Genomic DNA, 26,090 nt, shown 5'->3' with positions numbered 1-26,090 from the left:
TCTTCAGCTTGCCGTGGCGACTTTTTCGGCGATCCGCGACAGCGGCTCCTGCAGCATCTGGATCGCACGGCTCAGCTTCACCGCGTCCGATTTGCGCAGCTCCGCATCGTAGATCTTGTAGCCGCCCAGAGCATCGGGATCGCGGTAGTCTTCGAGCATCGTCTGCACATCCGCGAAGCGCTGCGCGATGGTCTCGGCCACGTCCGGGTCGATCCGCTTCAGCCCCGGCTCGAGGAAGGCGAAGGCCTGATGCGCGCCTTCGATATTGGCCGCGAAGTCCACGAGGTCGATATGGCTATAGGCCTCTTCCTCGCCGCTGATCTTGCCGCTTTGCACTTCTTCCAGAAGGGCCGCCGCGCCGTTCGCGAGATCTTCGGGGCGATACTCGATCCCGCCGGAGAGATCGGCGAGCATCTTGACGTTCTTCACCAGCTCCGCGGCATGCGCCTTGGTCTCGTCGGTGATCTCGCCACCCTCGAACAGGTCGCGCTCCACCGCGTGGAAGCCGTGCCAGCCGACCGCCGGGTCGAGGTTCGAGGCGCGCATGTCGATCAGGTAATCGAGGTTGCCCGAATTGTCGGTCGGGTCGGTGCCGGGCAGCACGAAGCCTTCGACGTCGGGCTCGATCCGCTCGTAGAACGGACGCGCCTGCGCATAGGCGGCCTTCGCGCCCTCCACGTCGCCCGCATCCACTTTCGCGGCGAGACGTTCGCTCGCGGTCACCATCGCGTCGACCATGCCTTCAACGTAGTTGGCATAGCCTGCGGTGCCTTCGTCCAAGAGATCGCCGATCGCGCTTTGCGCGCGCTGCTTGCTCTCGCCGGTCACGGTGAAGGCCACGGTGTCTTCGGCAGCGCCCGGGCAATAGATGCGATAGTCGCCACCGTCGAGCGTGACGGTGAAGCTCGACGCGGGCAGACCGGGGGCGAGGTTCTCTTTCTCACCGAGGATGCGGCTGTCGGACAGCAGCTCCAGCTCGGAGATCGCCGGGGCGGATTCATTGGTCACCGTGAAGGTGATCGGCCCCGCCGCCGCGCTGTTGTGATCGAGGACGCATGCACCGCCATTATCGCCGGTCAGCGTGATCGCGACCTGCGCAGCCCCGTTATTCATCGGCGCATCGGCCAGTGCGGGCTGCGCGAAGAACGCGGTTGCGGCGAGAAGGGGAACGGCGCGACGGCGCGCGCGGGACGACATGTTCATTGTCAGGCTCCTGTATTTGCTCTGCGGTTTTGGCTTGGTCAGAGGGACCTGGCGGGGAAAAACGATGCGGGGCGCGCACGGGCGAGCGCAGAGGCCGCCAGCGCGAGCGCGATGAGGAAGAGGATCACGGGCAGCTCTCGGGCCCAGAACTGGTGCTCGATGCGGGCACGGCGCACGGCGCGCAGCGCATCGGCGGCGTCCTGCGCGGCGGCGGGGGCCATGACCCAAGCACCGCTTGCCGAACCGCCGGGCGCTGCATCGACGCGCAGCGTGCGCGGCGTGGTCAGCCCGCCGCCCGACAGGCGCAGCGTCACCGCGCTGCGGCCCTGCGCATCGAGAAGCGCATCGCCTGCGGTCCAGACGGTCACCTGCTCCAGCCGCGTCCACTCGGCCACGAAAGGCCCGGGGTTGCGCGCCGGGCTGACGCCCACGGGCAGCCGCCCACCCGCGAGCTGCGCAAGCGTGGCGAGGTCGATCTGGCCGGGAGCGTCCGCGATCTCGGTCTGGCTCTGCACTTGGCGATGCAAGCTCGGCAGGCCCAGATGCCGCTCCGGCGTAGCCTCAGCGCCCGTCAGATCAACGCGGGTCGCGCCCATCTCGAGAACCTGTCCCTGCAAACGCAGATCGGGCCCGGCGGAGGTGTCGACATCGCCTTCCAGCACACGCGGCGCATGATCGGGCAGCGTCACCTGCGGCTGAGGCCACAGCGCCGCGATACCGACGGCCAGCGCTGCGAAGGCGACCGCGAGAGAGCCGCGCAGCCATTGCGCCGTGCGAGGATCGGGGCGCAGTGCACGCGGCCAATAGGTCAGCGCCGCGACCGGGATCAGATAGGCGATCCAGCCCAGCACCTCGATCAGGCGCGGATCGGCGGGAATGCCCAGCACGCCGGTGATCAGCGCCGAGCGCACTGTGCCGGGGGCCACGAGCCAGCTCAGATCGGCAATGCGCTGCTGACCTGCCAGCAACCAGCCCGCCTCATGGGCCGAGCGCAGCGTCTGCAACACCAGCCCCGCCGCGACGAGGATCAGGAACACGCCGGTCCAGCGGAAGAAGCGCCCCAGATTGAGCCGCATCCCGCCCTGCGCGATCGCCCAGCCAAGCGCGACCGATGCCGCGAGGCCAAGCGCCGCGCCGAGGCCCGCCCAATGTCCGGTCTGCGCGCCGGAGATCGTGGCGAGCAGGAAGACGGCGGTCTCGAACCCCTCGCGCAGCACGGCGAGGAAGGCCATCGCCGCCAGCGCGACCCGGCTCCCCTGCCCCAGCGCCGCGTCGGCGTCGCGCTCGATCTGTCCCTTCAGCCCCGCCGCGTGGCGCGTCATCCAGAGCACCATCAGCGTCACGAAGACGACCGCGACGGCGGCGATCACGCATTCGAGTTTTTCCTGCGCGCTATGCGGCAAAGCGGCCTCGACCAGCGCGAGCCCCGCGCCAACGCCGACGGCCAGCGCCACGGCGGCAGCGACGCCAAGCCACATCTCGGTCAAACGCTCGCCCCGGGCGCGCAGGAAGGCCGCAATGATCCCGACGATCAGCGCCGCCTCGAGCCCTTCGCGCAGGCCGATGATGAATGTTGCCAACATGCTGTGGGCACCCCGTCGATTCCCGAGTAAATTGATTGGGTATTCGTTAGTGACGCAGATCGACGGGCGCAACCCCTTTTCCGAGTAAATTGCTCAGAAACTCGTTATCGCGTTTCTCCGCCCCACGCAGCGCGTCGGGGATTTGCAACTTCCGCCGTCTTGGGGCAATTCGTGCGGGTCGCCCTCGCAGCGCCGCGCAATCTGGCGGTCCGGCGCAGCGAAAGAGACGACGCCCCGGGCGCCTGACGCGGCCCGCATGCAACAATTTCGGAGGCCGTATCGTGGCACAATCGCAAATCGGGCTGATCGGCCTTGGCACCATGGGCGGCATGCTTGCCCTCAATATCGCGGAAAAAGGGTTCGACATCTCGGTGTTCAACCGCACCACCAGCGTCACCAAGACCTTCCATGAGAACGCGGGCGAGCTGGCGTCCAAGATCACGCCCTGCGAAAATCTCGAAGATCTGGTGGCTTCGATCGCGAAACCCCGCGCGATCATCCTGATGGTCCCCGCAGGCGAGCCGGTCGATCAGCAGATCGCGGCGCTGCGCGCCCATCTCGACGCGGACGATCTGATCATCGACGCGGGCAACGCCAACTTCCACGACACCGAGCGCCGTGCGGAAGAAGCGGCGAAGGCGGGGCCCCGTTTCCTCGGCATCGGGGTGTCCGGCGGTGAAGAAGGCGCGCGCCACGGGCCTGCGATCATGGGCGGCGGCAAGCAGCAGGACTGGGACCGCGTGGCTCCGATCCTCAACGCGATCGCCGCGAAATTCGACGGCACGCCCTGCGCCGGGTTCATGGGCAAGGGCGGTTCGGGTCATTTCGTCAAAGCCGTGCATAACGGCATCGAATATGCCGATATGCAGATGATCGCCGAGACCTATGGCGTGATGCGCGACGGCATGGGGCTGAACTCGCAGGCCTGCGGCGAGATCTTCGCGAAATGGGACGAAGGCGCGCTGAAATCCTACCTGATCGAGATCTCCGGCAAGGTCGCCCGCGCCACCGATCCCGAGACTGGCAAGCCGATGCTCGACATCATCCTCGACCGCGCAGGCCAGAAAGGCACCGGCCGCTGGACCGTGATCGAGGCGCAGCATCTGGCCGCCCCCGTTCCGGTGATCGAAGCGGCGGTGATGGCGCGCAACCTGTCGTCGCGGCTCGATGCGCGCAAGCAGGGCGAGGATATGTTCGGCGCGGCCCCCGAGGCGCTTCCCGAAGGCGCGCTGAGCGCGGAGGATCTGGAGAACGCGCTGATCGCGGGCAAGATCCTGTGCTACGCGCAAGGCTTCGAGCTGCTGCGCTCGGCCAATGCGCCCTTCGACTGGGATCTGCCGCTGCCCGACATCGCGCTGGTCTGGCGCGACGGCTGCATCATCCGCTCGGCGATGCTCGACGATATGGCGAGCGCACTGAGCGAGTCACCCGATCGCAACCTGATGTATGCGCCCTATTTCGCGGGTCTGCTGAAGGCGCATCACGGTGCGCTGTGCAAGGTCGTCAGCATCGCCGCAGCCCACGGGCTGGCGGTTCCGGCCCTGTCGATGGCGCTGAGCTATTTCGACACGATGCGCACCGCACGCGGCACCGCGAACATGATCCAGGGCCAGCGCGATTTCTTCGGCGCGCATGGGTTCGAGCGCACCGACCGCGAGGGCGGCGACTTCCACGGCCCCTGGGCGATGTAAGCGCGCCCTCTTCGCTGAAAGATCACCGCCCGCGGCTCGCGCAGAGTCGCGGGCGGCTTCCGTTTCGCGGGGAGCCAGACGCCGCGAACCACGCGCCGCAATCACGAGTTCGTGTATGCCCCAACCGGGCCCGCCGCGCTTGATCCCCATCAAAGTCCTAACGCACCGAGATCGTTACCCTCTGCGCATCCAAAACGGAGGCCGGGACTGCTATGACACGGGATTTCGAAGGTAAATCAGCTATCGTTACGGGCGCGGGATCAGGGATCGGCGCGGCAATCGCCAAGGAATTGGCGGCGCGCGGCGCCTCGGTCCTGCTGGCCGATCAGAACGCGGACGCGGCCAAGTCCGTGACCGAGGAAATCCGCAAGGCTGGCGGCACCGCCGAGCCGATGGCGGTCGATGTCACCTCTGCCACCGAGGTCGAGGCGATGGTCGAGAAGGCCGTCGCGACCTTCGGCAAGCTGGATCTGGCCGTGAACAATGCGGGCATCGGCGGTCCGCAGGTGCCGTTCGGGGAGTATCCGCTCGACGGCTGGAAACAGGTGATCGACGTCAACCTGAACGGGGTGTTCTACGGGATGCGCTTCGCGATCGCCGCGATGCTGAAATCGGGCGGCGGCGCGATCGTGAACATGTCCTCGATCCTCGGCTCGGTCGCGTTTCCGAGCGCCTGCGCCTATGTCGCGGCGAAACATGCGCTTCTGGGCCTGACGCGGGCGGCGGCGATCGATCACGCGGCACAGGGCATCCGCGTCAATGCGGTCGGCCCTGCCTTCATCGAAACACCGCTTCTGTCGGGTCTGGCGCCCGAGGTGAAGGACTCGCTGGTCGCGCTGCATCCCGCCGGACGGCTCGGCACGCCCGAGGAAGTCGCGGCGCTGACCTGCTTCCTGCTGTCGGATGCCGCGAGCTTCGTGAATGGCAGCTATCACCTCGTCGACGGCGGATATACCTCGCGATGAGCACGACAGAAGGGCGGATCATCGCGGTGCGCGGGCCGGTCATCGACGCAAGTTTCGATGGCCCGCTGCCGCCGATCCATTCGATCCTGACGCTGACGGATGACGACATGCCAGGCAGCTTCGAGGTGCATGGCCATCTCGACGCGCATCGGGTGCGCGCCATCGCGCTGCAATCGACGCTCGGCCTGTCGCGCGGGCGCAAGCTGCGCGCCACGGGCAAGCCGCTCGAAGTGCCGGTCGGCGAGGCCGTCCTGGGGCGGCTGATGGATGTGACGGGGGCGATGCGCGATGGCGGCGACCCGCTGCCCAAGGGCACGCCACGCCGCCCGATCCATGGCACGCCGCCGCGCCTGTCGGGTAGCGGCGCGGTCACCGCTTTCGAGACCGGGATCAAGGTGATCGACCTGATGCTGCCGCTGGCCCGCGGCGGCAAGGCTGCGATGTTCGGCGGCGCGGGCGTGGGCAAGACGGTGCTGGTGATGGAACTCATCAACACGATGGTCGAGAAATATCAGGGCATCGCGATCTTCGCGGGCGTGGGCGAACGCTCGCGCGAGGGTCACGAGATGCTCGCCGACATGACCGACTCTGGCGTTCTGGCCCGCACCGCGCTGGTCTATGGCCAGATGAACGAGCCGCCCGGCGCGCGCTGGCGGGTGCCGCTGACCGCCGTCTCCATCGCCGAGGATTTCCGCGACCGCGATCATCGCAACGTCCTTCTGATGATGGATAACGTCTTCCGCTTCGTGCAGGCGGGCAGCGAGGTCTCGGGGCTTCTGGGCCGCCTGCCCTCGCGCGTGGGCTACCAGCCCACCCTCGCCTCCGAAGTCGCGGAACTGGAGGAGCGCATCGCCTCCGCCGCCGGGGCCTCGGTCACGGCAATTCAGGCGGTCTATGTGCCGGCTGACGATTTCACCGATCCGGCGGTAACCGCGATTTCGGGGCATATGGACAGCTCCATCGTGCTGTCTCGTCAGCTGGCCTCGGAGGGGATTTACCCCGCGATCGACCCGCTCGCCTCGTCCTCGCAACTGCTCGACCCCGAGATCGTCGGGGCGGACCATTTCCAGCTGGCAGGCGAGGCGCGGGCGCTGTTGGCGCGGTTCCGCGAATTGCAGGACATCATCGCGCTTCTCGGCGTCGAGGAGCTGGGCGCGGCCGACCGGCTGGCGGTGCGCCGCGCGCGCAAGCTGCAACGCTTCCTCACCCAGCCCTTCGTCGTGACCGAGGCCTTTACCGGCCAGACCGGGCGCTCGGTGCCGCTGGCCGATACGCTGGAGGGCTGCCGCGCGATCCTCGCGGGCGAGGCGGACGACTGGTCGGATCAGTCGCTCTACATGATCGGCGGGATCGACGAGGCCCGCCAGCGAGAGGAGGCCGCGGCATGAGGCTCACCATCGCCACGCCTCTCGAAATCGTCGTCGATGCCAAGGACGTCACCGCGATCCGGGCCGAGGACGAGAGCGGCGGCTTCGGCATCCTGCCCGGCCATGCCGAGTTTCTCACCAGCCTCAGCATCTCGGTCATCTCCTGGGAGGTCGAGGGCCAACGGCACTATTGCGCGGTGAAGGGCGGTGTTCTTATGGTCGAGAATGGAAGCGACGTCTCGGTCTCGACCCGCGCCGCGGTGACCGGCGATCTGCCCGAGCTCGGCGACACGATCCTGAAACGGTTTCAGGCCGAGGATGACGCCGCGAAGACCGAACAGGCCGACTCCACCCGGCTGCATCTGCTCGCGATCCGGCAGCTGGTGGCCAGCCTCGACGGCGCGCAGGCTCGGAAGGACTGGACATGACCCACTCGCCGGAAGACCCGGAACAGACGGAGGAGCCGATGGAGAGCGCCGCGCGCCGCCACGCCGCCCGGATCGAGAAAGCCCGAGAGGAGGGTGACATCCCGCTGGCAAGACGGCTGGGCCAGATCGGTGTGCTCGGATGGATCGTGGTGCTGCCGATGCTGGCGGGGGCCGCGGGCGGCAGATGGATCGACCGGAGCGCCCAGTCGGGCATCTTCTGGACCGCCGCGCTGATGATGGTGGGGCTTGTCGTGGGGTGCTGGCTGGGCTGGCGCTGGGTGCAACAGCAATGAGCGCGGTGGAGGTTCTTTTTGGCGCAGGAGCCCTGATCCTCGGCATCGGCGTGGGCCTCTTGCATTTCACCCTGCTGCGGGCGGGCACGGATGCGATGCTGCTCGAAAGCAAGGCGCTGAAGGCGATCGCGCTGACCGTGCTGCGCTTCGGGCTGACCATCGGGGTTCTCGTGGGCTGCGCGCTTCTGGGCGCCGTGCCGCTGCTGGCGGCGGCGCTCGGGATCGGCATCGGTCGGATGCTGACCCTGCGCCGCGCGAGATCCGCATGAACTCGCCGCTGGAGACCACCGTGCTGTTCTGGATCGGCCCCGTGCCGATCACGCAACCTGTCGTCACGACATGGGTGCTGATGGTGGTAATCGTGGCCGGGTGCTACGCGCTGACCCGAAACCTGAGCCTCAAGCCCGGACGGCGCCAAGCGGCGCTGGAGCTGCTGGTGACGATGCTCGACACCCAGATCCGCGAGACGATGAGCGTCGCCCCCGACCGCTACCGCACCTTCCTCGGCGGGCTGTTCCTGTTCATCCTGATCGCGAACTGGTCCTCGCTGATCCCAGGCGTTGAACCCCCGACCGCCAACCTCGAAACCGACGCGGCCCTTGCGCTGCTCGTCTTCGTGGCGGTGATCGTCTACGGCATCCGCGCGGGCGGCGTGCGTGGCTACCTGCGCAGCTTCGCGATGCCGACGCCGCTGATGATCCCGCTGAACCTCGTCGAGACGCTGACGCGCAGTTTCTCGCTGCTGATCCGCCTGTTCGGCAACATAATGAGCGGGGTCTTCGTGATCGGTATCGTGCTCTCGCTTGCGGGGCTGTTCGTGCCGATCCCCTTCATGGCGCTCGACCTGCTGACCGGGCTTGTCCAAGCCTACATCTTTACCGTCCTCGCCATGGTCTTCATCGCGGCGGCAGTGGCGGAATCCCAAACCTCCCACGGATCCGGAAAGGACTGATCATGGAATATATTGAAGTGGCGAGCGTCATCTCGGCCGCCGCGGCGGTGGCCTTCGGGGCGCTTGGTCCCGCGCTTGGCGAGGGGCGCTCGGTCGCGGCTGCGATGGACGCGATTGCCCGCCAGCCCGAGGCCGCGAACGCGATCTCGCGCACGCTCTTCGTCGGGCTCGCGATGATCGAGACGACGGCGATCTACTGCCTCGTGATCGCGCTTCTGCTGCTGTTCGCCAACCCGTTCATCGGCTGATCATGACACTGGACTGGTGGACGCTCGGGCTGCAGACGCTCAATGCGGCGGTGCTGATCTGGCTTCTGAGCCGGGTGCTTTGGCGCCCGATCGTGAGTGCCATCCAGGCGCGTCAGGCCGAGGCGGACAAGCAATTGAGCGACGCGAACGAGACCGCGCGCAAAGCCGATGAGGCGAAGACGCAGGCCGAGGCGGCGCTCGATCAGGTCGGCACGCGCAAGTCCGAGATGCTGGCGCAGGCCCAGACCGAGGCCGAAGCCGCGCGCAAGGCGCTTCTGGATCACGCCCGCGCAGAGGCCGCCGATATGGCCCGCACCGCAGAGGCCGAACGCGCCGCCCGCGCAGAGGAGGCCGAGAAGCGCTATGCGGCGCGCGCCGCCGATCTGGCGCAGCGCATGGCCGAGCGGATCGGCACGCGCCTGTCGCGGCCCGCACTGCTCGAAGCCTATGCGACAGACCTTCTGGCGCAGGTCGCGGCACTCGACACGGAAGATCGCGCCGCGCTCGGCTCGGAGAAACTCATGCTGCGGATCAGCGAGGCGACAGAGGCCGGTTTCGGAGAGGCCTTCGCCGATCGCCTTGGAAAGACCTTGGGCGAAGAGATCAGCCCGGCGATTAAAACCGATGCGGAGCTGATCTGCGGCCTCGCATTGGAGACCAAGCACCTGCACCTCGAAAGCTCATGGGCCGCCGATCTCGCCCGGATGCGCAAGGAGGTGGCCAATGACACCCAATGATCCCGACGAGTGGCTGGACCGCAGCCTCGAGGCCATCGCGCGTGCGCCGCTCGGCCCCGTCGTGCGCCGCAGCGGCCGGGTGGAGCGCGTGTCCGATGGCGTCGCGATGGTGTCGGGCCTGCCCGAAGCCCGCGCCGGGGAGCGGCTGGTCTTCGAGGGCGGGCAATCGGGCTTCGTCCATGTGCTCGACGAAGAGACCCTCGCGGCGGTGCTGCTCGACGATATCGCGGGCGTCGCGCAGGGCGATGCGGTCACCGGCACGGGCGACGTGATGCGGGTGCCGGTCGGGCCGGAACTGCTGGGCCGGATCGTCGATCCGCTCGGGCGGCCCCTCGATGGGCTAGGTCCCATCACGACTAGCGCAAAACACCCGGTCGAACGCCCCGCCCCGGCGATCATCGACCGCGCGGCGGTGGTGGAGCCGATGCAGACCGGCACGCTGGTGGTGGATGCCCTCTTCGCGCTTGGACGGGGCCAGCGCGAGCTGATCGTGGGCGACCGCGCGACCGGCAAGACCACGCTCGCGCTCGACACGATCCTGAACCAGAAAGACGGCGACGTGACCTCGGTCTATGTCGCGATCGGGCAGAAGACCTCGTCGGTGGAACGCGTTATCGAGACGCTTCGGCGCAACGGGGCGCTGGCGCGCACCATCATCGTGGTGGCCGGGCCGTCGACGCCGCCGGGGATGCAATGGCTCGCCCCGTTCGCAGGCATGACCATGGCCGAGGAGTTGCGCGACACCGGCGGCCACGCTCTGATCGTACTCGACGACCTCACGCGCCACGCCGCCTCGCATCGCGAGCTTGCGTTGCTGACCCGGCAGACGCCGGGGCGCGAGGCCTATCCGGGCGATATCTTCTATCTTCACGCCCGGCTTCTGGAACGCGCAGCACGGCTGTCGGACGCATTGGGCAGCGGCACGCTGACCGCCCTGCCGATTGCCGAGACCGACGCAGGCAACCTCGCGGCCTTCATCCCGACCAACCTGATCTCGATCACCGACGGGCAGATCGCGCTGGATGCCAAGCTGTTCAACCGCGGCCAGAAACCCGCCGTGGATGTCGGCACTTCGGTCAGCCGGGTCGGCGGCAAGACGCAGGCGCGCAGCCTGCGCGACGCAGCGGAATCGATGCGGCTCGATTACGCGCAGTTCCTTGAATTGGAGATTTTCACGCGTTTCGGGGGGATGCCCGATACGCGGGTGAAGGCGCAGCTTGCGCGCGGTCGGGCGGTGCGCGCGGTGTTGGCGCAGATCCAGCATGCGCCGCTGCGCCTCGCCGATGAGGTGGCGCTGGTTCTGGCGGTGCAGACGGGGCTTCTCGACGGGTTGGAGCCCGCGCAGATCGACGCGCTGCGCGCGGCGCTGCCCGATGCGCTCGATGCGGCAGGGCTGTCGGGGGCGGATTTCTCCGCCACGCTCAGCGAGGGCCTGCACGATCAGATCGTGGAGTGCCTGAAGGGGCTTGTGCCGGAGGGCTCGGAATGAGCGAGCAGCTTGCCGAGATCGAAGCGCGGATCGGCAGTATCCGCACGCTCGCCTCGGTGATCCGGGCGATGCGCGCCATCGCGGGCGCGCGCGTGCGTCAGACAGAGGGAGAGCTTGCCTCGGTGGATCTGCATGCGGCGACTGTGAGCCGTGCGCTCGACCGGGTTCTGTCGCTCGCGCCGACGCCGCCCAAACCCGAAGGGCCGCCGCTTACCGTTCTGTTTCTCGCCGAACAGGGCTTTGCTGGCTCGTTCAACGCCCGGCTTCTGAGCGAGCTGGGCACGCCGCCCGGCGGTCTCGTCGTGATCGGCACGCGTGGCGCGGCGCTGGCCGCCGAGCAGGGGCTGAGCGCGCTGGCGCAGTTCCCCCTGCCCTCGCACGGCCCCGCGGTTCCGCCCTTCGCCGACCGGCTGGCCGAAACGCTGCTGCAACTGGCGGGCCGCGCCCCGATCGATGCCTTCTACGCCCAGACGGAAGATGGCAGCTGGAAAGCCCGCCGCCGCCGCATCTTCCCCCGCCCGACCCGGTCGACCCCGCCGCCAAGCCAGCCGCCCCTGCTGACGCTGCCGCCCGCGCAGCTTTGCGCGTCGCTCTTTGCCGAGCTGCTACATGCGGAGCTGTGCCGCGTCGCGCTGCATGCCACGGCTGCGGAAAACACCGCCCGGATGCTCGCCATGGCCTCCGCTCAGGGGATGACCGAACGCAAGCTCGATACGCTGCAACAGACCGCCCGGATTTCGCGGCAAGAGTCGGTGACGACGGAAATTCTGGAGCTTTCGGCCGGCGTCACGTCCAGTTGAGATGTGACCTACAGCCCCGCTGCACACAGGCATCGCTTGAAAAGCGCGCCCGCTTGCAACAAGACTTGGGCTCGAGCAGAAACGAGGCCGATGTGACGCAAGAGATGTCCCCCGAGGCGCAACCCGGGTCGGGAAATGACCCGATCGACATGCGGATCATGGCGATTTTTCCCGAGTTGACCCCCAGCGAGAAACGCCTTGCCGAGGTCGTGCTCGAGGCGCAATCGACCCTGTCGAGCTACACGGCTGCGGAGCTGGCCGAGAGCGCGGGGATTTCCTCGGCCACGGCGGCGCGCTTCTTCAAGCGGCTGGGCTATCGCAATTACAACGAGGCGCGGCTGCATTCGCGGCGCAACGGAAGCTGGGGCTCGCCGCTGAGCGAATTGAGCGACGGTACCGAGCCGGGGCAACTGGCCGATCACTTCGCGCAGGATATGCAGAACCTCTCGCGCAGCACCGAGATTCTCTCGGAAGAGGCGGTGGCCGACGCGGTCGAACATCTCGCCTCGGCGCGCCGGATCTGGGTGCTGGGCTACCGGAATTCGCGGGCGCTTGCGATCTATGCCCGCGCCTTGCTGCTCAATCTGAAATCGGATGTGCAGCTTCTGCCCTATGAGGGCGCCTCGCTCGCCGAGGATGTCGCGGGGTTCGTGCCGGGCGATGTGCTGCTGGCGATCGGGCTGCGGCGCAGGCCGCGGGCGCTGGGAGAGGTGATGACCGTCGCGCGCGAGGCGGGCATCCCGACGATCCTGATCGGCGACCCCACCGTGGCGCAGACCGCGCGCCACGCGACGATCACCCTGCGCTGCCACAATCGCGGGCAAAGCATCTTCGACAGCACGGTCGTCGCGATGAGCCTGATCAACTTTCTCTGCTCGAGTCTGGTGGACTCGCTGGGCCCCGAAGCGCGCGCCCGACTCGCCCGGATCGAGGACCTTCATGCGCGTTTCGACGACCTCGGACCGCCCCCGGAGAGCCTTGAGGCGCTCACCAAGGCTGCAAAACAGGACAAATAGCGCCTAAAAACTGCGCATGGCCCGAATGAAAGCGTATTTTCATTTTTAGCGTTTTGTGAAATAATTCTTTCCTGCGAAGGTGACCTCGCCATCTCATGCAGCGAAAGGATATGCCATGGATCGCCGACTATTCCTGAAATCTGCGCTTGCGGGCACCGCTCTCGGGGCGTTCGGCCCGGCGGGACGAGCGCTGGCCGCGACCGATCTTCTTTGGATGACCTGGGAGAACCTCGCGAAAGACGACTATCTCGCGCCCTTCCTCGACAGCCATGACGTCGACCTGACCAAAACCTTCATCGGCACCGATGACGAGCAATTCGCGAAACTGCGCGCCGGCGGGGCCTCCTCGGTCGACCTGATCACGCCCGGCCTCGACAAGGTGTCCTACTATACCGCCTCGGACCTTCTGCAGCCGATCGACTTCGACAAGGTGCCGAACGCGAAGCTCCTTTACGACACGTTCAAGAAGACCGATCTGGGCAAGACGGACGGCCAGACCTACGGCATCCCCTTCTATTGGGGCATCAACCCGATCGTCTATCGCGCCGACCTGATGGATGAAGAGCCCGATTGGTCGGTCTTCTTCGAAGGCGACAAATACAACGGCAAGCTCGCGATGCGCGACTACGCGCTCGAAGGGATCATGATCGCCGCGATGTATCTGGGCATCCCGCGCGACGAAATGTTCACGATGGACGACAAGCAGCTCGCCGAAGTGAAAAAGGTGCTGATGATCCAGAAGAGCAAGCTGCGCACCTACTGGAATTCCATCGGCGACCTGACCAACCTGTTCGCGACCGGCGAAGTGGTCTGCGCCTTCTCCTGGGTGCCGCCCTATTACGACCTGAAGGAAAAGGGTCTCGAAATGGGCATGGCCAAACCCAAGCAGGGCGTCATCGGCTGGTGCGACACGATTGCCGTGCCCAAAGGCGTCGAGGGCGCGCGTCGGGACTCGGTGTTCGAACTGGTGAACTACCTGCTCGGCCCGACCTACGGCAAGAAGCTCGCCTATGGCGGCCCTTATGCGCAATCGACCTCCGCCGCGCGCGACGAGATCGACGAAGCCCAGCAGGAGAAGATCTTCATCAAGGACCTGTCGGTGATGGATAACTTCGTCTGGAAGCAAAATCCGCCGCGCTACAACGACTGGGTCGCACTCTGGAACGAAGTGAAGGCCAGCTAAGAATGACCGAGGCAGGTTCCGGGCCGACGGGTGGGCAGGGGCAGACAATGCCCCTGCTCCGCGCGCGTGCCCTGTGTAAGACATATGGCACCGTGCAGGCCGTGCGCGGTGTTAATTTCCGGCTCGACGAGAATTCCTACGTCACGCTTCTGGGGCCTTCGGGCTGCGGCAAGACTTCGATCCTGCGCATGATCGGCGGGTTCGAGGAGGTGAGCGAGGGGATGCTCGAGCTCGACGGCAAGAAGATCAACGACGTGTCCGCAAGCGCCCGCCCGATCAACACCGTCTTCCAGAGCTACGCCCTCTTCCCGCATCTGAGCGTGCTGGAAAACGTGGGCTTCGGCCTGCGCTACAAGGGCTTGAGCCGCAAGGAAGAGCGCGAAAAGGCCCGCGCGGCGCTGGAAACCGTGCAAATGACCGCGATGGCCGACCGCCGCCCGCGCCAGCTCTCGGGCGGGCAGCAACAGCGCGTGGCGCTGGCCCGTGCGATTGCCAACGAGCCGCGCCTTCTGCTGCTGGACGAGCCGCTTTCTGCGCTCGACCGGCGGATGCGCAAGGACATGCAGATCGAGCTGAAAGACCTGCAGCGGCGACTGAAAATGACCTTTCTCCATGTCACCCACGATCAGGAAGAGGCCTTCGCGCTCTCGGATTGGATCATCGTGATGCGTGACGGGATCATCGAACAACAAGGCGCGCCGGATACGATTTATCGCCGCCCCGAGACCGCTTATGTGGCCGATTTCATCGGTGGCGCGGCCTGCGTGCCCGGCAAGGTCACCGACACCGCTATTGGCGCCTATGAGATCGAGACCCCGCTGGGCCAGTTCGCGACACCCGGCGTGCGCGGCCTCAAAGCCGGCTCTCCCGCCGTGCTCTGCCTGCGCCCCGAGCAACTGTTCCTCGATCCGCAGGGCCGGATTTCCGCGCGCGTGACCCATGCCGTTTATCGCGGCGCGGAGTGGCTGGTGGAAGCCGAAGCCGCGGGCATCACGCTGGCGCTGACCGTCGGCCATGACGACGTGCCCGAGATCGGTGCGGAGATCCGCATCGGTTTCGACCCCGCGCAGGTCTGGATCGCGCGGCCCGAGGCCGAACAGAAGGCAGACCGGGCCACGGAGGCCAAGCCATGAGCCTGCGCGTCGGCACGCTCCTCGCCGCCCCGGTGACGGCCTTCCTGCTGGCGCTTTGCGTGGCGCCGCTGCTGATCCTGTTCGCCTACAGCTTCTTCCGCGTCGATTTCGTCGCGATCTCCTACGACCCGTCCTTCGCCAATTACGCAAAGATCGCGGGGTCCGCGACCTATCGGGGGTTGATCCTGAAAGCCTTCGGCTCGGGGGCGCTCGTCGTCGCGATCACCGCCGTGATCGGCTACCCGGTCGCGTGGTTCCTCGCCAAACGCGCGGGCGCGATGAAATCCGCGCTGCTGACGCTGCTGCTGGTGCCGCTTTATTCCGGCGATCTGGTGCGGGTGTTTGCGTGGCGCGTGCTGCTGGGGGCCGAAGGGGTCATCAACCGCTCGCTGATCTGGGCGGGCGTCACCGACGCGCCCATTCAGGGGCTGCTGTTTTCACCGCTCGCGACCCATATCGCGCTGACCTATAACTACCTGCCCTTCATGGTGATCGGGCTCTGGCTCGCCTTCGAGAGCCTCGACGACGCGTGGCTGGAAGCCGCCGCCGACCTGGGCGCGCGCAGCCCCAGCCGTTTTGCCCGCGTGACCCTGCCGCTGACCTTCCCCGGCCTTGTCGCCGGTGGGCTGATGGTCTTCGTGATGGTGGTCGGCGATTACCTGACGCCACAGCTTCTCGGTGGGGCCTCGGGGATCACCGTGATCTCGGCGATCAACGACCTCTTCGGCACCGCGTTCGACTGGCCGCTCGGTTCCGCCATCGCCTGGACGATGCTCGCGATCCTGATGGCTTTCTTTGCCGTGGGCGCGATGCTGATCCGCCGCTCCAGCCTTGTGGGAGGGTCCTGACATGTCGCGCCTCTCCACGCTTTGGGTCTGGGCGGTCTTCGCCTTCATGTATCTGCCGATCGCGATGATCGCGCTGTTTTCGGTCAACGATTCCAAGATCATGTCGCTGCCGTTTTCGGGCTTCACGCTGAAATGGTATGCCGAGGTGATGGGCGACGGGCGTCTGGGCGGGGGCTTCCTGACCACGCTGAGCGTCGCCTTCCCCGTCGCGATCTGCGCGACGCTTCTGGGCGGGCTCGCAGCGCTTGCGATCAGCTTCTACCCGATGCGCGGACGCGGCATCTTCGCGGTACTGCTGCTCGCGCCCTTCCTGATCCCGAAGCTGATCCTCGCCGTGGCGCAGCTGATCATGTTCAACGAGACCGGGGTGGAACGCAGCCTGCTGACGGTGATCGCCGCGCAGACGGTGATCGTGCTGCCCTTCTCGACGCTGGTGATCGCCTCGGTGCTGATCCGGATCGACCGCGGACTGCTGGAAGCCGCCGCCGATCTGGGGGCCTCGGGCCTGTCGGCCTTCCGCCGGGTGGTGCTGCCGCTGATGGCGAACGGGCTGATGGCGTCGTGGGTCGTGGCCTTCGTGCTGTCCTCGGCCGAATACGTCCTGACCGCTTTCGTCTCGGGCCGCGCGCAACCGCTTTCGGTGCTCGTCGCCTCCGACTTCCGCTTCGCGCTCTCTCCCTCACTCAACGCGCTCGCCGTGATGATCGTGTTCGGCAACATCGCCCTCGTGGCGCTGGCCGAGCTGATCCGCCGCCGCGCCTCCAAGACGGGGGCCTGAGCGCGATGACCAACCACAAGGACCCCACCATGATTTTCGAAAATGCCCTCGGAGAGGGGCAATCCAACGAGCTCATTCTGAACCCGCATTACGACACCGCGAAGGGCTACGGGCCCAAGCAGGAAGCCGTTCTGAACGACGCCGCCTTCGATCTGGCCAAGCGCACGATTTCTTCGTGGGAAGGCTATGCGCCGACGCCCCTCGTGTCGCTGCCCGCAATGGCGGCGAAGGCAGGCGTGGCCGAGATTCAGTTCAAGGATGAGGGCGGGCGCTTTGGTCTGGGCAGCTTCAAGGCTTTGGGCGGCGCCTATGCGGTTCTGCGCCTTTTGGCCCGCGAGATTGCCAAGGCCAAGGACATCCCCGAACCCAGCGCCGAAGATATCGTGGCGAGCAAATATGCCGATATCGTCTCGCAACTGACCGTCTGCTGCGCCACCGACGGCAATCACGGGCGCTCGGTCGCATGGGGCGCGCAACGCTTCGGCTGCCGCTGTGTGATCTTCATCCATGCTACGGTTTCCGAGGGCCGCAAGGAAGCGATCGAGGCCTATGGCGCCGAGGTTCGCCGCTGCGCAGGCAATTACGACGATAGCGTCCGCGAGGCGCAGGAGACCGCAACGCGCGAAGGCTGGTTCGTCGTCTCCGACACTTCCTATCCGGGCTATACCGAGATTCCGAAAGACGTGATGCAGGGCTACGAGCTGATGGCGGCGGAAGCGGCCGATACGCTTGGCACACCGCCCACCCATATCTTCATCCAGACCGGCGTCGGCGGGCTGGCGGCGGCGGTCGCGGCACAATTCGCGCGCCGATACGGCCCCGAGGCCCCGCGCGTGATCCTTGCCGATCCCGACCAATCGGCCTGCTGGCTCGAGACGATCCGCGAAAGCAAACCCACCGCCGTCGAGGGCGATCTGGACACGCTGATGGCGGGTCTGGCCTGTGGCGAGGTCTCGCTGCTGGCGTGGGATGTGCTGGAGCCGCTGACCTTCGCGGTGATGTCCGTGGCCGACCCCGATGCCGTTGCGGTGATGCGCGCGCTGGCCAATCCCGAGGGGGGCGATCCGCCAGTGGCCGCCGGAGAATCCGCCGTGGCGGGGCTCGCCGCCTTCCTTGCCGCCGCCGAGAATGATGAGGCGCGCGAAGCCCTCGGGATCGACGCGAACTCCCGCATCCTGTGTTTCGGCACGGAAGGCGACACCGATGCCGCCCTGTTCAAAACCCTCGTCGGCCGCAGCGCCGCCGAAGTACGGGGCGCGGCATGAGTATCGCGATCGACATAGAACGCCTGATGTTTCGTCTGGAATGGCTGGGCAAGGTTGGCGCCCTGCCCGGCGGCGGCGTGAAGCGCCTCGCGCTTTCCCCTGAAGACGCCGAAGGCCGCGCCCTCGTGATGCGCTGGATGTGCGACCTCGGTCTGGAGATCACCACGGACGTCATCGGCAATTGCTGGGGCATCCGCGCGGGCGAGGAAGACGGCCCGCCGGTCGTGATGGGCTCGCATATCGATACGGTCGCGACGGGCGGTCTCTATGACGGCAGCCTCGGCGTGTTGGCCGGGCTGGAAGTGATCGAGGCGCTCAATGCGGCTGGCGCGCGCACCCGCCGCCCCGTTGCGGTCGCGTTCTTCACCAATGAGGAAGGCGCGCGCTTCGCCCCCGACATGATGGGCTCGGGCGTGGCGCAAGGCGCGCTGCCGCTCGACGAGATGCTGGAGGTGGAAGGCATCGACGGGGCGCGCCTGCGCGATGCGCTCGCCGCCATTGATGCCGCAGGCCCCGCCCCGGTCGGCGCGCTGAACCCCCATAGCTATCTGGAACTGCATATCGAACAGGGCCCGGTGCTCGAGACCGAGGAGCTGCAGATCGGCGTCGTCACCGGCGTGCAAGGCATTTCCTGGACCGAGATCACCGTCACGGGCGCCTCCGCCCATGCGGGCACGACGCCGATGGCGCTGCGCCATGATGCGGGCGCCGTGGCGGCACGGATCGCGGTCGAAGCGCAGCAGATCGCCGCCGATCACGGCCCGCCGCAGGTCGCGACCGTGGGGCGGATGCGGGTTTCGCCCGATCTGGTGAACGTGGTGCCGCAGGAAGCGGTAATGACCGTCGATCTGCGCCATACCGACGAGGCCACGCTGCAAAAGGCCGAGACCCGGCTCTGGCGCGCCGCGCAGGATTTCGCACGCGCCGGGGGCTGCGCGATCACGCGCCGGACGCTGGCCCGCTTCGAGCCGGTGGAGTTCGACCCCGCATTGGTGGACAGCGTCGAGGCCGCCGCCCATGCGCGCGGGCTGGGCCATCGCCGGATGCCCTCGGGCGCGGGCCATGACGCGCAGATGTTCGCGCCCAATTGCCCTTCGGCCATGATCTTCGTGCCCTCGCAGGACGGGGTCAGCCACAACATTCACGAATATACCGCCCCCCCGGACATCGCGGGCGGGGCACAGGTGCTGATGGATGTCGTCTGCCAGCAGGCGGAGCTTCAGGACGCGCCCGAATTTCAAACGACCGAGACAGGACAATTGCCATGACCCGCAAATTCATTGCCGCCGCCGCACAGCTTGGACCGATTGCGCGTGACGAGCCGCGTGCCTCCGCCGTGGCGCGGATGCAGAAGCTTTTGATCGACGCCCATCGACGCGGCGCGGAACTGGTCGTCTTTCCCGAACTGGCGCTGACCACCTTTTTCCCGCGCTGGCTGATCGAGGACGAGGCCGAGCTCGACGCATTCTACGAGACCGAGATGCCGAACGCGGAGGTGCAGCCGCTGTTCGATACCGCCCGCGAACTGGGTGTCGGCTTCTATCTCGGCTATGCGGAGATCGCCTACGAGAACGGCCAGAAGCGCCGGTTCAACACTTCGATCACCGTCGACAAGACCGGCCAGATCATCGGCAAATATCGCAAGATCCACCTGCCCGGCCATCCCGAATACGAAGACTGGCGCCCCTTCCAGCATTTGGAGAAGCGCTATTTCGAGCATGGCAATCTGGGCTTTGGCGTCTTCGACGGCTTCGGCGGCAAACTGGGCATGTGCCTGTGCAACGACCGTCGCTGGCCCGAGACCTTCCGCGTGCTGGGTCTGCGCGGGGCGGAACTGGTGATGCTGGGCTACAATACGCCGGTGCATTATCCGCTCGCGCCCGAGCATGACCACCTGCAGGACTTCCACAACCACCTGTCGATGCAGGCGGGGGCTTACGCGAACGGATGCTGGGTGATCGGCACCGCGAAAGCGGGGCGCGAAGAGGGCTGCGACCTGATCGGCGGTACGTGCATCATCGCGCCCACCGGCGAGATCATCGCCAAGACCCAAGGGTTCGGCGATGAGCTGGCGATGGCCGAAATCGACCTCGACCGCTGCCGGGAGCTACGCGAGAACGTCTTCAACTTCGCGCTTCACCGCGAGCCCGAGGATTATCGCGACATCTGCGCCGACCGCGCGAGTTAATGGAGGTCAGGTCTTCCGGTCAGTGCAGCGGTGCGTCGGACGCCGCGAGCTGTTCGGCATACGCGCCCCGGACCTTGAGCGAGGTCAGCATCGGCTGGGACTGCATGATGTACCCCTCGAGGAAGGTGACGAGCGCGATGCGCCAGCGTCTTTCGATCTCGATATAGGGATCGGAGGTGGCGAACGAACTCACCTTGACGGAGACCGAGAACTTCTGGGGATCGAAGGTTGCGCGTTGGTCGAGCAACTCGGTCCGCAGGATCGACGTGAGCACCTTTTCAGGCTGCGCCAGATTTGCCGACCCTTTCAGGTCGATCGAGTCGGTAAAAGCATGATCGGGATCGCCGCCAATGAAACGAAGAGAAAATTTGCCAACATCTGCAACGCCGCTCTCATCAAGCTTAACAAACAATTCGAGCGAAACGTGTTTAACATTCATGATCGATACCTCCGTTGGGCGCGAGTAGCCCCGAATGGGCCTGTGCGGCTCGCCGTTGGGGGCTGGATCACATGCAAGAGCGGCGATGTTATGACTTGAATTGGGCAACTATGGCGAATTAGTGCAGCAAGCCGTCGCAGCGTGTCGTAACCGAGATGAAGGCAAATGTCTCGGCCTATCGGTGGGAGCTTTCAGGACCCCACGATGAAATGAAATCTGTTCCTGACGTCGCGCGGGTCGGACATGCCGCGCGGTGGACCGTCAGGCGTTCCCAAACCTAGCGGAAATAGGGATCGCCCGCGTTCTTGAGGCTGCAGATATTTCCGTCCGGATCGAGGAATGTTCCGGTCGTGCCCCAGCTGTAGTCGTTCACCTCGACTGAAATGCCCTGAGCCTCCAGAAGCCGTGCTGCAGCGGGGACATCCGGCACATTGAAGCGAAGAGCGGTCGGGTTCTCGGAACGCGTCTTTCGTCCCCCGGTGGCGACGCCTTCGGTCTCGATCATCAGATAGCCATCTCCAAAGCGGAGACAGGTGAGGCTTTCCTTTTCATACCAAAACGGCAGGCCGAGCTTGGTTTGGTAGAACTCCACGCAGGCTTCGTAATTTTCGGTGAAGAGAATGATGCCATGGCAGGCCACCAAGCTCGCCAGAGTGGTCTCATCGGGCGCGGTTTCCACCATTTGTCTCTCCATGCGGGCTGAGCCCTCTGAGCAAAAGGAATTTCGTCCTAACACGACTGCGCCCCCGCCCTGAAGGCGGAGGCGGCGTCATGTTCCGGGAGGCGATCAGCCGACGAGCTTCGCTGTCATCTCGACAAGACGTTTCGCCTGATGGGCAATCGCGGCCTTACCGGCTTCGTCGACGCCCCCGGCATTGGTCGAGAAGCCGTAGGGGTTGCCGCCCGCGTTGAAGATCGCCTCGTCGGTATAGCCCGGCGGAACGATGACGCAGCCCCAATGCATGGCCGTGGTGTAGAGGCCGAGGATGGTCGCCTCCTGCCCGCCATGCGCGTTCTGCGCGCTGGTCGTCGCGGTGAAGGTCTTGTTGGCGAGCTTGCCCGCGCCCCAGAGACCGCCCAGCGTGTCGATGAAAGCGCGCATTTGGCTTGCGGAGACGCCGTAGCGGGTCGGCCCGGAGAAGAAATAGCCCTCGGCCCATTCCATATCGTCGGCGGTCACTTCCGGAATATCGCTCATCTTCTCGAGCTGGTTTTTCCAGGCGTCCTGCCCCTCGACGACGGCTTTCGGGGCGGTCTCGGGAATGCGGCGCAGGCGCACCTCGGCCCCGGCCGCCTCGGCGGCTTCCGCTGCCGCCAGCGCGACGGCGTGGTTGGTGCCATAGGTGGAATAAAAGACGATTGCGATCTTCGGTTGTGCCATTTCTATCTCCTGTGTTGGGAAGGGACTGAGGGGCAACGGCGCCCTCAGCCGTGTTTGATGAACGTGCCGTTGTTGAGTTCCGTGAGCGCCTGACGCAGTTCGTCCTGCGTGTTCATGACGATGGGACCGTGCCACGCGACGGGCTCCTGGATCGGGCGGCCGGTCATCAGCAGGAAACGAAGACCTTCGTCCCCGGCCTGCACCGTGATCTCGTCGCCCGCGCCAAAGCGGACCAGCGTGCGGTTGCCGGTCATGTCGCGGATGTTCAGCTCCTGACCGCGATATTCCTTCTCGACCTTGATGCCGACCGGATCGCTGGCGTCGCGGAAGGTGCCGGAGCCTGCAAACACATAGGCGAGCGCATTGGAGTGCGTATCGACCGGCAGCAACTTGCGGCGTCCTGCGGGGATCGACACGTCGAGCAGCATCGGGTTCGCGGCGATCCCGTCGACCGGGCCGGTCTTGCCCCAGAACGAGCCGATGATGACCTTGACGGTCGTGCCGTCATCGTCGCCTTCGATCGGGATATCGCTGCCGGTGATGTCCTGATAGCGCGGCGCCGTCATCTTGAGCGCGCCGGGCAGGTTGGCCCAAAGCTGGAAGCCGTGCATCTGCCCCTTCGCATTGCCCGAGGGCATCTCCTGATGGACGATGCCGGAGCCTGCGGTCATCCATTGCACGCTGCCCGCGCCGAGAAGGCCGCGATTGCCGAGCGAATCCGCGTGTTCCACCTGGCCGTCGAGCACATAGGTGATCGTCTCGATGCCGCGATGCGGGTGCCACGGGAAGCCCTTGGAATAGAGCCGCGGATCATCGTTGCGGAAATCATCCATCATCAGGAACGGGTCGGTCAGCGACGGATCACCGAAGCCGAACACGCGATGCAGGTGAACGCCGGCGCCTTCAATCGCGGGTTGGGCCTTGCTGGTCGCCGAGACAGGTCGAAAGGTCATGTGAGCCTCCAAATATCGTTGGTGATAGTGTGGGGCTTCCTGTGGGAATTTGAATTAGCGAAGGTCCCGCATGTCCTGTGCGCAAGCGCGCAGATGGGCAAATGTTCCCAACAAAGAACCGGGCCACCCTTGGGCAGCCCGGTCGTCTTTTGACGTATCGGATCGTCTCGGGATCAGATGTTGCCCTTCGACAATTCCCCGGCGATGAAATCCGCCTGCCGGATCGCAAGCGCCACGATGGTCAGCGTCGGGTTCTCCGCCGCACCTGTCGTGAATTGCGAGCCGTCCGAGATGAACAGGTTCGGCACGTCATGGGTCTGGCCGTGCTTGTTCACCACCCCGTCGCGCGGGCTCTCGGACATCCGGTTGGTGCCGAGGTTATGCGTCGAGGGATAGGGCGGCGTCGGGAAGGTCCGGGTCGCCCCCACCGCATCGTAGATCGCAGCCCCGCGCGCATAGGCGTGATCGCGCATCGCCCGGTCGTTCGGGTGATCGGTGTAGTTCACATTCGCGACCGGCAGCCCGTAGGCATCCTCGACCTCATGATTGAGCGTGATGCGGTTGGTCTCCTGCGGCATGTCCTCGCCGACGATCCACATCCCGGCCATGTTCTCGTAGCTGTCGAGCGCCGAGGTGAACTCGCGCCCCCAGCCGCCGGGATCGAGGAAGGCCGCCATGAAGGGCAGACCGAGGCTGAGCGTCTCCAGCTCATAGCCGCCGACGAAGCCGCGCGAGGGATCGTGGCGCGCCTCATCGCGGACGATGCCCGCCATCGTCGTGCCGCGCCACATCTTCACCGGCTTGTCGAAGACGCCATAGACCGAGCCCGTGGTGTGGCGCATGTAGTTGCGCCCCACCTGCCCCGAGGAATTCGCGAGCCCGTCGGGGAACATAGCGGAATGCGAATTCAGGAGCACGCGCGGGCTCTCGATGGAGTTGCCCGCGACGCAGACGATCTTGGCCTTCTGCATCTGCAGATTGCCCTCCTTGTCGAAATACTCGACGCCGGAGGCCATGCCCTGATCGTCATGCAGGATGCGGGCCACATGGCAGTGATCGCGCACCTCCAGATTGCCGGTCGCCTCGCCGCGCGGAATATCCGTGTAGGCCGAGGACCATTTGGCGCCCCATTTGCACCCCTGGAAACAGAAGCCCGTCTGCTGACACGCCATCCGGTCGTCATAGTCGATCGAGTTGATCGCCATATGCCCGGTATTCACTTCCTCATAGCCAAGCGCCTTCGCGCCTTTCTCCAGCACCTTGAAGTTGTTGTTGCCCGGCAGGCCCGGGCGGTCGCCGGTGCGGGTCACACCCAGCTTCGCTTCCGCCTTGTCGTAGTAGGGCGCAAGCTCGGCCGGATCGATCGGCCAGTCGAGCAGGTTCGCCCCGTCGACATTGCCGTAATGGGTCTTCGTCTTGAACTCGTGGTCCTGAAAGCGAAGGCTTGCGCCCGCCCAGTGGATCGAGGTGCCGCCGACCGCTTTCACGATCCATGCGGGAAGCCCCGAGAAGTCCTTCGCCACCCGCCAGTCGCCGCTCGTGGTGCGCGGCTCGGTCCAGGCGAGCTGGCCGAAGCTGTCCCACTCGTCATTGATGTAATCCTCGGGCAGATAGCGACCGCCCGCCTCGAGCGCCACGACCTTGACGCCCTTCTGCGCCAGTTCGTTGGCCAGCACGCCGCCGCCCGCGCCGGTGCCGATGATGACAACGACGCTGTCGTCGCTCAGATCAAATTTCGCAACCATGTCTGCCTCCCTTACAGCCAGTCGATGTCGTCAAAACCGCGGTTGATGTAGCCGCCCTTGGAATAGGACTCGCCTTCGTAGCCGAAGACCGGCCAGACCGCTTTCTGGTTGTAGAGACCTGTCACCAGACCGCCCCGGATCTTCTGGAAGAAGGGGCTCTCCTCCATGCCCCGCAGGATCGCGACGCGATCCTTCTCCCAGCCCGTCTCGAGGTAATTCGCGAAGCCTTTGCCACGCGCCGCCGCATCGAGCGCGGCAATCCCCGCTTCGATCTCCGATGCCGCATCCGCGGTGTCGTAGCCCTTCACCGCGATGACATAATACTGGTCGTCGATCTTGTCGTGCGGATAGATATCGCGCGCCATCTGCACGAGCGTCGCGAAGGTGGTGGGCTTGAGCGCCGAGAGCTCGGTGGCCCAGGCGGCATTGCGCGCCGCCATGAACCCCGAACCCACGACGAAGCTCGCCCCCGCCACGGTTGCCCGCGCCAGCAGCTGCCGTCTGGTCAGCCCTTTCGAGCTTGCCTTGGTTGCCATTGTCGTCTCCTCCCTGATGTCTCCCTTAGGAAAATTTCACTTGAAGCGGCCTTCGCGCGCGAGCACCTCGATCTGGTATCCGTCCGGATCGGCCACGAAAAAGAACTTCGCGACGACCTCCCCTGCCGGCGCGAATTCCACGAGTTTGCGAGGCGCGAGGCCCTCCGCCTCGAAGCGTTTGTGTTCGGCTTCGAGATTATCGACCGAGACCGCGAAATGGCCGTAGCCATCGCCAAGGTCATAGGGCTCGGTCCGGCCCTTGTTGACGGTGAGTTCCAGTTCGAACTCGCTTTCGGGATTGCTCAGATAGACGAGCGTGAAATCCGGAAAGTCGAGACGGTCTGCGACCTTGAGGCCGAAAGCCTTGTCGTAGAACGCGACCGAGCGGTCCTCGTCGAGGACACGGATCATGGAATGAATGGATTTTGCCACCGGTTGCTCCCGCTGTAGTGCTGTCAGTTGTCCTGAGAGCCTAGCAGCGGGCCGCGGTGGGGCGGGTAGTAGGTCTATACTACCCCTGAAGAATGTTTGACGTCAGGTTTGCGCTTACTCTGCGGCGACCGCGAGCGGGGCGCGATCGGTCGAGATTTCCATGAATTTCAGGCACGCACAGCGCAAGAGCGACGTGAAGTTCGACGGCTCCCCGCGCAGTTCGAGCACTTCGGCATGAAGCGTCGAGATGAAGGTCGGCGTGGACACCCCATCGCGCGCGGCGATCTCGTCGAGAATGTCCCAGAACGCGTTCTCGAGCCGGATGCTCGTGCTCTGGCCGTTGAGCCGCAGCCTGCGCGTCTCGCTGGAATAGCGCTCCGGGTCCTGACCGGCGAAAACATGGCACATATCGTCTCTCCTCCCTCAGATCCGATTGC

Annotated in this window: 29 protein-coding genes; 19 read left to right on the top strand and 10 right to left on the bottom strand. The window is 65.8% G+C overall.

Features of this window, described 5'->3' with window-relative positions; genetic code table 11:
* Window positions 1–3: 3 nt before the first annotated feature.
* Together efeO and efeU are read right to left on the bottom strand one after the other, a co-directional pair.
* Window positions 4–1,203, bottom strand: coding sequence for an iron uptake system protein EfeO (gene efeO / locus AC2TZ7_RS07440; protein ID WP_489866441.1), 1,200 nt, complete (start codon window positions 1,201–1,203; stop codon window positions 4–6).
* A 38-nt stretch (window positions 1,204–1,241) separates the two neighbouring features.
* A complete protein-coding gene (gene efeU, locus AC2TZ7_RS07435) occupies window positions 1,242–2,786 on the bottom strand; it encodes an iron uptake transporter permease EfeU (RefSeq protein ID WP_489866440.1) in 1,545 nt (514 codons plus the stop codon).
* Between the two features lie 281 nt (window positions 2,787–3,067).
* Here efeU and gndA point away from each other — a divergent pair, with 281 nt between their 5' ends.
* From gndA to AC2TZ7_RS07340, 19 genes are all read left to right on the top strand, one after another.
* The gene (gene gndA / locus AC2TZ7_RS07430; RefSeq protein ID WP_489866439.1) at window positions 3,068–4,477 is read left to right on the top strand and encodes an NADP-dependent phosphogluconate dehydrogenase; all 1,410 of its coding nucleotides are present in this window, start codon (window positions 3,068–3,070) and stop codon (window positions 4,475–4,477) included.
* Between the two features lie 212 nt (window positions 4,478–4,689).
* Window positions 4,690–5,442, top strand: coding sequence for an SDR family NAD(P)-dependent oxidoreductase (locus AC2TZ7_RS07425; RefSeq protein ID WP_083079550.1), 753 nt, complete (start codon window positions 4,690–4,692; stop codon window positions 5,440–5,442).
* Entirely contained in the window at window positions 5,439–6,830 is a 1,392-nt protein-coding gene (atpD, locus tag AC2TZ7_RS07420; RefSeq protein WP_489866438.1) for a F0F1 ATP synthase subunit beta, read from the top strand. Before AC2TZ7_RS07425 ends, atpD begins: the two co-directional genes overlap by 4 nt.
* A complete protein-coding gene (locus tag AC2TZ7_RS07415) occupies window positions 6,827–7,237 on the top strand; it encodes a F0F1 ATP synthase subunit epsilon (RefSeq protein ID WP_078539903.1) in 411 nt (136 codons plus the stop codon). Before atpD ends, AC2TZ7_RS07415 begins: the two co-directional genes overlap by 4 nt.
* Entirely contained in the window at window positions 7,234–7,530 is a 297-nt protein-coding gene (locus tag AC2TZ7_RS07410) for an AtpZ/AtpI family protein (protein ID WP_078539904.1), read from the top strand. Before AC2TZ7_RS07415 ends, AC2TZ7_RS07410 begins: the two co-directional genes overlap by 4 nt.
* Window positions 7,527–7,799, top strand: coding sequence for a hypothetical protein (locus tag AC2TZ7_RS07405; protein ID WP_489866437.1), 273 nt, complete (start codon window positions 7,527–7,529; stop codon window positions 7,797–7,799). The genes AC2TZ7_RS07410 and AC2TZ7_RS07405 overlap by 4 nt, the downstream gene beginning before the upstream one ends.
* Window positions 7,796–8,482: a F0F1 ATP synthase subunit A gene (locus AC2TZ7_RS07400; RefSeq protein ID WP_489866436.1), complete on the top strand. Its 687-nt coding sequence runs from the start codon at window positions 7,796–7,798 to the stop codon at window positions 8,480–8,482. Before AC2TZ7_RS07405 ends, AC2TZ7_RS07400 begins: the two co-directional genes overlap by 4 nt.
* A gap of 2 nt (window positions 8,483–8,484) precedes the next feature.
* Complete coding sequence (locus tag AC2TZ7_RS07395; RefSeq protein WP_078519861.1) at window positions 8,485–8,730, top strand: F0F1 ATP synthase subunit C; 246 nt, start codon at window positions 8,485–8,487, stop codon at window positions 8,728–8,730.
* 2 nt (window positions 8,731–8,732) lie between these two features.
* Complete coding sequence (locus AC2TZ7_RS07390) at window positions 8,733–9,467, top strand: F0F1 ATP synthase subunit B (RefSeq protein WP_489866435.1); 735 nt, start codon at window positions 8,733–8,735, stop codon at window positions 9,465–9,467.
* Complete coding sequence (locus AC2TZ7_RS07385) at window positions 9,454–10,956, top strand: F0F1 ATP synthase subunit alpha (RefSeq protein ID WP_489866434.1); 1,503 nt, start codon at window positions 9,454–9,456, stop codon at window positions 10,954–10,956. Before AC2TZ7_RS07390 ends, AC2TZ7_RS07385 begins: the two co-directional genes overlap by 14 nt.
* A complete protein-coding gene (locus tag AC2TZ7_RS07380) occupies window positions 10,953–11,756 on the top strand; it encodes a F0F1 ATP synthase subunit gamma (RefSeq protein ID WP_489866433.1) in 804 nt (267 codons plus the stop codon). Before AC2TZ7_RS07385 ends, AC2TZ7_RS07380 begins: the two co-directional genes overlap by 4 nt.
* Window positions 11,757–11,848: 92 nt before the next feature.
* A complete protein-coding gene (locus AC2TZ7_RS07375; protein ID WP_489866432.1) occupies window positions 11,849–12,772 on the top strand; it encodes a MurR/RpiR family transcriptional regulator in 924 nt (307 codons plus the stop codon).
* Window positions 12,773–12,887: 115 nt separating this feature from the next.
* The gene (locus tag AC2TZ7_RS07370; RefSeq protein ID WP_098410191.1) at window positions 12,888–13,955 is read left to right on the top strand and encodes a substrate-binding domain-containing protein; all 1,068 of its coding nucleotides are present in this window, start codon (window positions 12,888–12,890) and stop codon (window positions 13,953–13,955) included.
* A gap of 47 nt (window positions 13,956–14,002) precedes the next feature.
* The gene (locus tag AC2TZ7_RS07365; protein ID WP_489866431.1) at window positions 14,003–15,088 is read left to right on the top strand and encodes an ABC transporter ATP-binding protein; all 1,086 of its coding nucleotides are present in this window, start codon (window positions 14,003–14,005) and stop codon (window positions 15,086–15,088) included.
* Window positions 15,085–15,936, top strand: coding sequence for an ABC transporter permease (locus AC2TZ7_RS07360; RefSeq protein ID WP_078539912.1), 852 nt, complete (start codon window positions 15,085–15,087; stop codon window positions 15,934–15,936). The genes AC2TZ7_RS07365 and AC2TZ7_RS07360 overlap by 4 nt, the downstream gene beginning before the upstream one ends.
* 1 nt (window position 15,937) lies before the next feature.
* On the top strand, window positions 15,938–16,714 hold the full coding sequence (locus AC2TZ7_RS07355) for an ABC transporter permease (protein WP_078599613.1): 777 nt from the start codon (window positions 15,938–15,940) through the stop codon (window positions 16,712–16,714).
* A 29-nt stretch (window positions 16,715–16,743) separates the two neighbouring features.
* Window positions 16,744–17,979: a diaminopropionate ammonia-lyase gene (locus tag AC2TZ7_RS07350; protein WP_489866430.1), complete on the top strand. Its 1,236-nt coding sequence runs from the start codon at window positions 16,744–16,746 to the stop codon at window positions 17,977–17,979.
* Window positions 17,976–19,247, top strand: a complete 1,272-nt coding sequence (locus AC2TZ7_RS07345; RefSeq protein ID WP_489866429.1) for a Zn-dependent hydrolase — start codon at window positions 17,976–17,978, stop codon at window positions 19,245–19,247. Before AC2TZ7_RS07350 ends, AC2TZ7_RS07345 begins: the two co-directional genes overlap by 4 nt.
* Window positions 19,244–20,167 (top strand): N-carbamoyl-D-amino-acid hydrolase, encoded by a 924-nt coding sequence (locus AC2TZ7_RS07340; protein WP_489866428.1) that lies wholly within the window; start codon window positions 19,244–19,246, stop codon window positions 20,165–20,167. Before AC2TZ7_RS07345 ends, AC2TZ7_RS07340 begins: the two co-directional genes overlap by 4 nt.
* Before the next feature lie 19 nt (window positions 20,168–20,186).
* On the opposite strand, the gene AC2TZ7_RS07335 is transcribed toward AC2TZ7_RS07340, so the two are convergent.
* From AC2TZ7_RS07335 to AC2TZ7_RS07300, 8 genes are all read right to left on the bottom strand, one after another.
* Complete coding sequence (locus AC2TZ7_RS07335) at window positions 20,187–20,606, bottom strand: hypothetical protein (protein WP_489866427.1); 420 nt, start codon at window positions 20,604–20,606, stop codon at window positions 20,187–20,189.
* Between the two features lie 277 nt (window positions 20,607–20,883).
* Window positions 20,884–21,288 carry a VOC family protein gene (locus AC2TZ7_RS07330; RefSeq protein ID WP_489866426.1) on the bottom strand — a complete coding sequence of 135 codons (405 nt, stop codon included), beginning with the start codon at window positions 21,286–21,288 and terminating at the stop codon, window positions 20,884–20,886.
* A 105-nt stretch (window positions 21,289–21,393) separates the two neighbouring features.
* The gene (wrbA, locus tag AC2TZ7_RS07325) at window positions 21,394–21,987 is read right to left on the bottom strand and encodes an NAD(P)H:quinone oxidoreductase (RefSeq protein WP_152843217.1); all 594 of its coding nucleotides are present in this window, start codon (window positions 21,985–21,987) and stop codon (window positions 21,394–21,396) included.
* Window positions 21,988–22,031: 44 nt separating this feature from the next.
* The gene (locus AC2TZ7_RS07320; RefSeq protein ID WP_489866425.1) at window positions 22,032–22,940 is read right to left on the bottom strand and encodes a pirin family protein; all 909 of its coding nucleotides are present in this window, start codon (window positions 22,938–22,940) and stop codon (window positions 22,032–22,034) included.
* Window positions 22,941–23,113: 173 nt separating this feature from the next.
* On the bottom strand, window positions 23,114–24,685 hold the full coding sequence (locus tag AC2TZ7_RS07315) for a GMC family oxidoreductase (protein ID WP_489866424.1): 1,572 nt from the start codon (window positions 24,683–24,685) through the stop codon (window positions 23,114–23,116).
* 11 nt (window positions 24,686–24,696) lie between these two features.
* Window positions 24,697–25,221 (bottom strand): Twin-arginine translocation pathway signal, encoded by a 525-nt coding sequence (locus tag AC2TZ7_RS07310; protein ID WP_489866423.1) that lies wholly within the window; start codon window positions 25,219–25,221, stop codon window positions 24,697–24,699.
* Between the two features lie 36 nt (window positions 25,222–25,257).
* Window positions 25,258–25,653, bottom strand: coding sequence for a VOC family protein (locus AC2TZ7_RS07305; protein ID WP_489866422.1), 396 nt, complete (start codon window positions 25,651–25,653; stop codon window positions 25,258–25,260).
* Window positions 25,654–25,767: 114 nt separating this feature from the next.
* Window positions 25,768–26,061, bottom strand: coding sequence for a ribbon-helix-helix domain-containing protein (locus AC2TZ7_RS07300; protein ID WP_078530393.1), 294 nt, complete (start codon window positions 26,059–26,061; stop codon window positions 25,768–25,770).
* Window positions 26,062–26,090 lie beyond the last annotated feature (29 nt).

Source organism: Thioclava sp. ISO4 (assembly GCF_058105145.1).
Note: the sequence above shows the minus strand (reverse complement) of the source record. Positions and strands in the feature narration are given on the sequence as shown.

Excerpts from the sequence above, each read along its gene's own strand:
- AC2TZ7_RS07395 (WP_078519861.1), top strand. The coding sequence starts at position 8,485 with ATGGAATATATTGAAGTGGCGAGCGTCATCTCGGCCGCCGCGGCGGTG.
- AC2TZ7_RS07400 (WP_489866436.1), top strand. The coding sequence starts at position 7,796 with ATGAACTCGCCGCTGGAGACCACCGTGCTGTTCTGGATCGGCCCCGTG.
- AC2TZ7_RS07300 (WP_078530393.1), bottom strand. The coding sequence starts at position 26,061 with ATGTGCCATGTTTTCGCCGGTCAGGACCCGGAGCGCTATTCCAGCGAG.
- wrbA (WP_152843217.1), bottom strand. The coding sequence starts at position 21,987 with ATGGCACAACCGAAGATCGCAATCGTCTTTTATTCCACCTATGGCACC.
- AC2TZ7_RS07390 (WP_489866435.1), top strand. The coding sequence starts at position 8,733 with ATGACACTGGACTGGTGGACGCTCGGGCTGCAGACGCTCAATGCGGCG.
- efeO (WP_489866441.1), bottom strand. The coding sequence starts at position 1,203 with ATGAACATGTCGTCCCGCGCGCGCCGTCGCGCCGTTCCCCTTCTCGCC.
- AC2TZ7_RS07320 (WP_489866425.1), bottom strand. The coding sequence starts at position 22,940 with ATGACCTTTCGACCTGTCTCGGCGACCAGCAAGGCCCAACCCGCGATT.
- AC2TZ7_RS07350 (WP_489866430.1), top strand. The coding sequence starts at position 16,744 with ATGATTTTCGAAAATGCCCTCGGAGAGGGGCAATCCAACGAGCTCATT.
- AC2TZ7_RS07425 (WP_083079550.1), top strand. The coding sequence starts at position 4,690 with ATGACACGGGATTTCGAAGGTAAATCAGCTATCGTTACGGGCGCGGGA.
- AC2TZ7_RS07365 (WP_489866431.1), top strand. The coding sequence starts at position 14,003 with ATGCCCCTGCTCCGCGCGCGTGCCCTGTGTAAGACATATGGCACCGTG.
- AC2TZ7_RS07335 (WP_489866427.1), bottom strand. The coding sequence starts at position 20,606 with ATGAATGTTAAACACGTTTCGCTCGAATTGTTTGTTAAGCTTGATGAG.
- AC2TZ7_RS07360 (WP_078539912.1), top strand. The coding sequence starts at position 15,085 with ATGAGCCTGCGCGTCGGCACGCTCCTCGCCGCCCCGGTGACGGCCTTC.
- AC2TZ7_RS07410 (WP_078539904.1), top strand. The coding sequence starts at position 7,234 with ATGACCCACTCGCCGGAAGACCCGGAACAGACGGAGGAGCCGATGGAG.
- AC2TZ7_RS07380 (WP_489866433.1), top strand. The coding sequence starts at position 10,953 with ATGAGCGAGCAGCTTGCCGAGATCGAAGCGCGGATCGGCAGTATCCGC.
- AC2TZ7_RS07340 (WP_489866428.1), top strand. The coding sequence starts at position 19,244 with ATGACCCGCAAATTCATTGCCGCCGCCGCACAGCTTGGACCGATTGCG.
- AC2TZ7_RS07405 (WP_489866437.1), top strand. The coding sequence starts at position 7,527 with ATGAGCGCGGTGGAGGTTCTTTTTGGCGCAGGAGCCCTGATCCTCGGC.
- atpD (WP_489866438.1), top strand. The coding sequence starts at position 5,439 with ATGAGCACGACAGAAGGGCGGATCATCGCGGTGCGCGGGCCGGTCATC.
- AC2TZ7_RS07415 (WP_078539903.1), top strand. The coding sequence starts at position 6,827 with ATGAGGCTCACCATCGCCACGCCTCTCGAAATCGTCGTCGATGCCAAG.
- AC2TZ7_RS07310 (WP_489866423.1), bottom strand. The coding sequence starts at position 25,221 with ATGGCAACCAAGGCAAGCTCGAAAGGGCTGACCAGACGGCAGCTGCTG.
- efeU (WP_489866440.1), bottom strand. The coding sequence starts at position 2,786 with ATGTTGGCAACATTCATCATCGGCCTGCGCGAAGGGCTCGAGGCGGCG.
- AC2TZ7_RS07345 (WP_489866429.1), top strand. The coding sequence starts at position 17,976 with ATGAGTATCGCGATCGACATAGAACGCCTGATGTTTCGTCTGGAATGG.
- AC2TZ7_RS07315 (WP_489866424.1), bottom strand. The coding sequence starts at position 24,685 with ATGGTTGCGAAATTTGATCTGAGCGACGACAGCGTCGTTGTCATCATC.
- AC2TZ7_RS07370 (WP_098410191.1), top strand. The coding sequence starts at position 12,888 with ATGGATCGCCGACTATTCCTGAAATCTGCGCTTGCGGGCACCGCTCTC.
- AC2TZ7_RS07355 (WP_078599613.1), top strand. The coding sequence starts at position 15,938 with ATGTCGCGCCTCTCCACGCTTTGGGTCTGGGCGGTCTTCGCCTTCATG.
- AC2TZ7_RS07330 (WP_489866426.1), bottom strand. The coding sequence starts at position 21,288 with ATGGTGGAAACCGCGCCCGATGAGACCACTCTGGCGAGCTTGGTGGCC.
- AC2TZ7_RS07385 (WP_489866434.1), top strand. The coding sequence starts at position 9,454 with ATGACACCCAATGATCCCGACGAGTGGCTGGACCGCAGCCTCGAGGCC.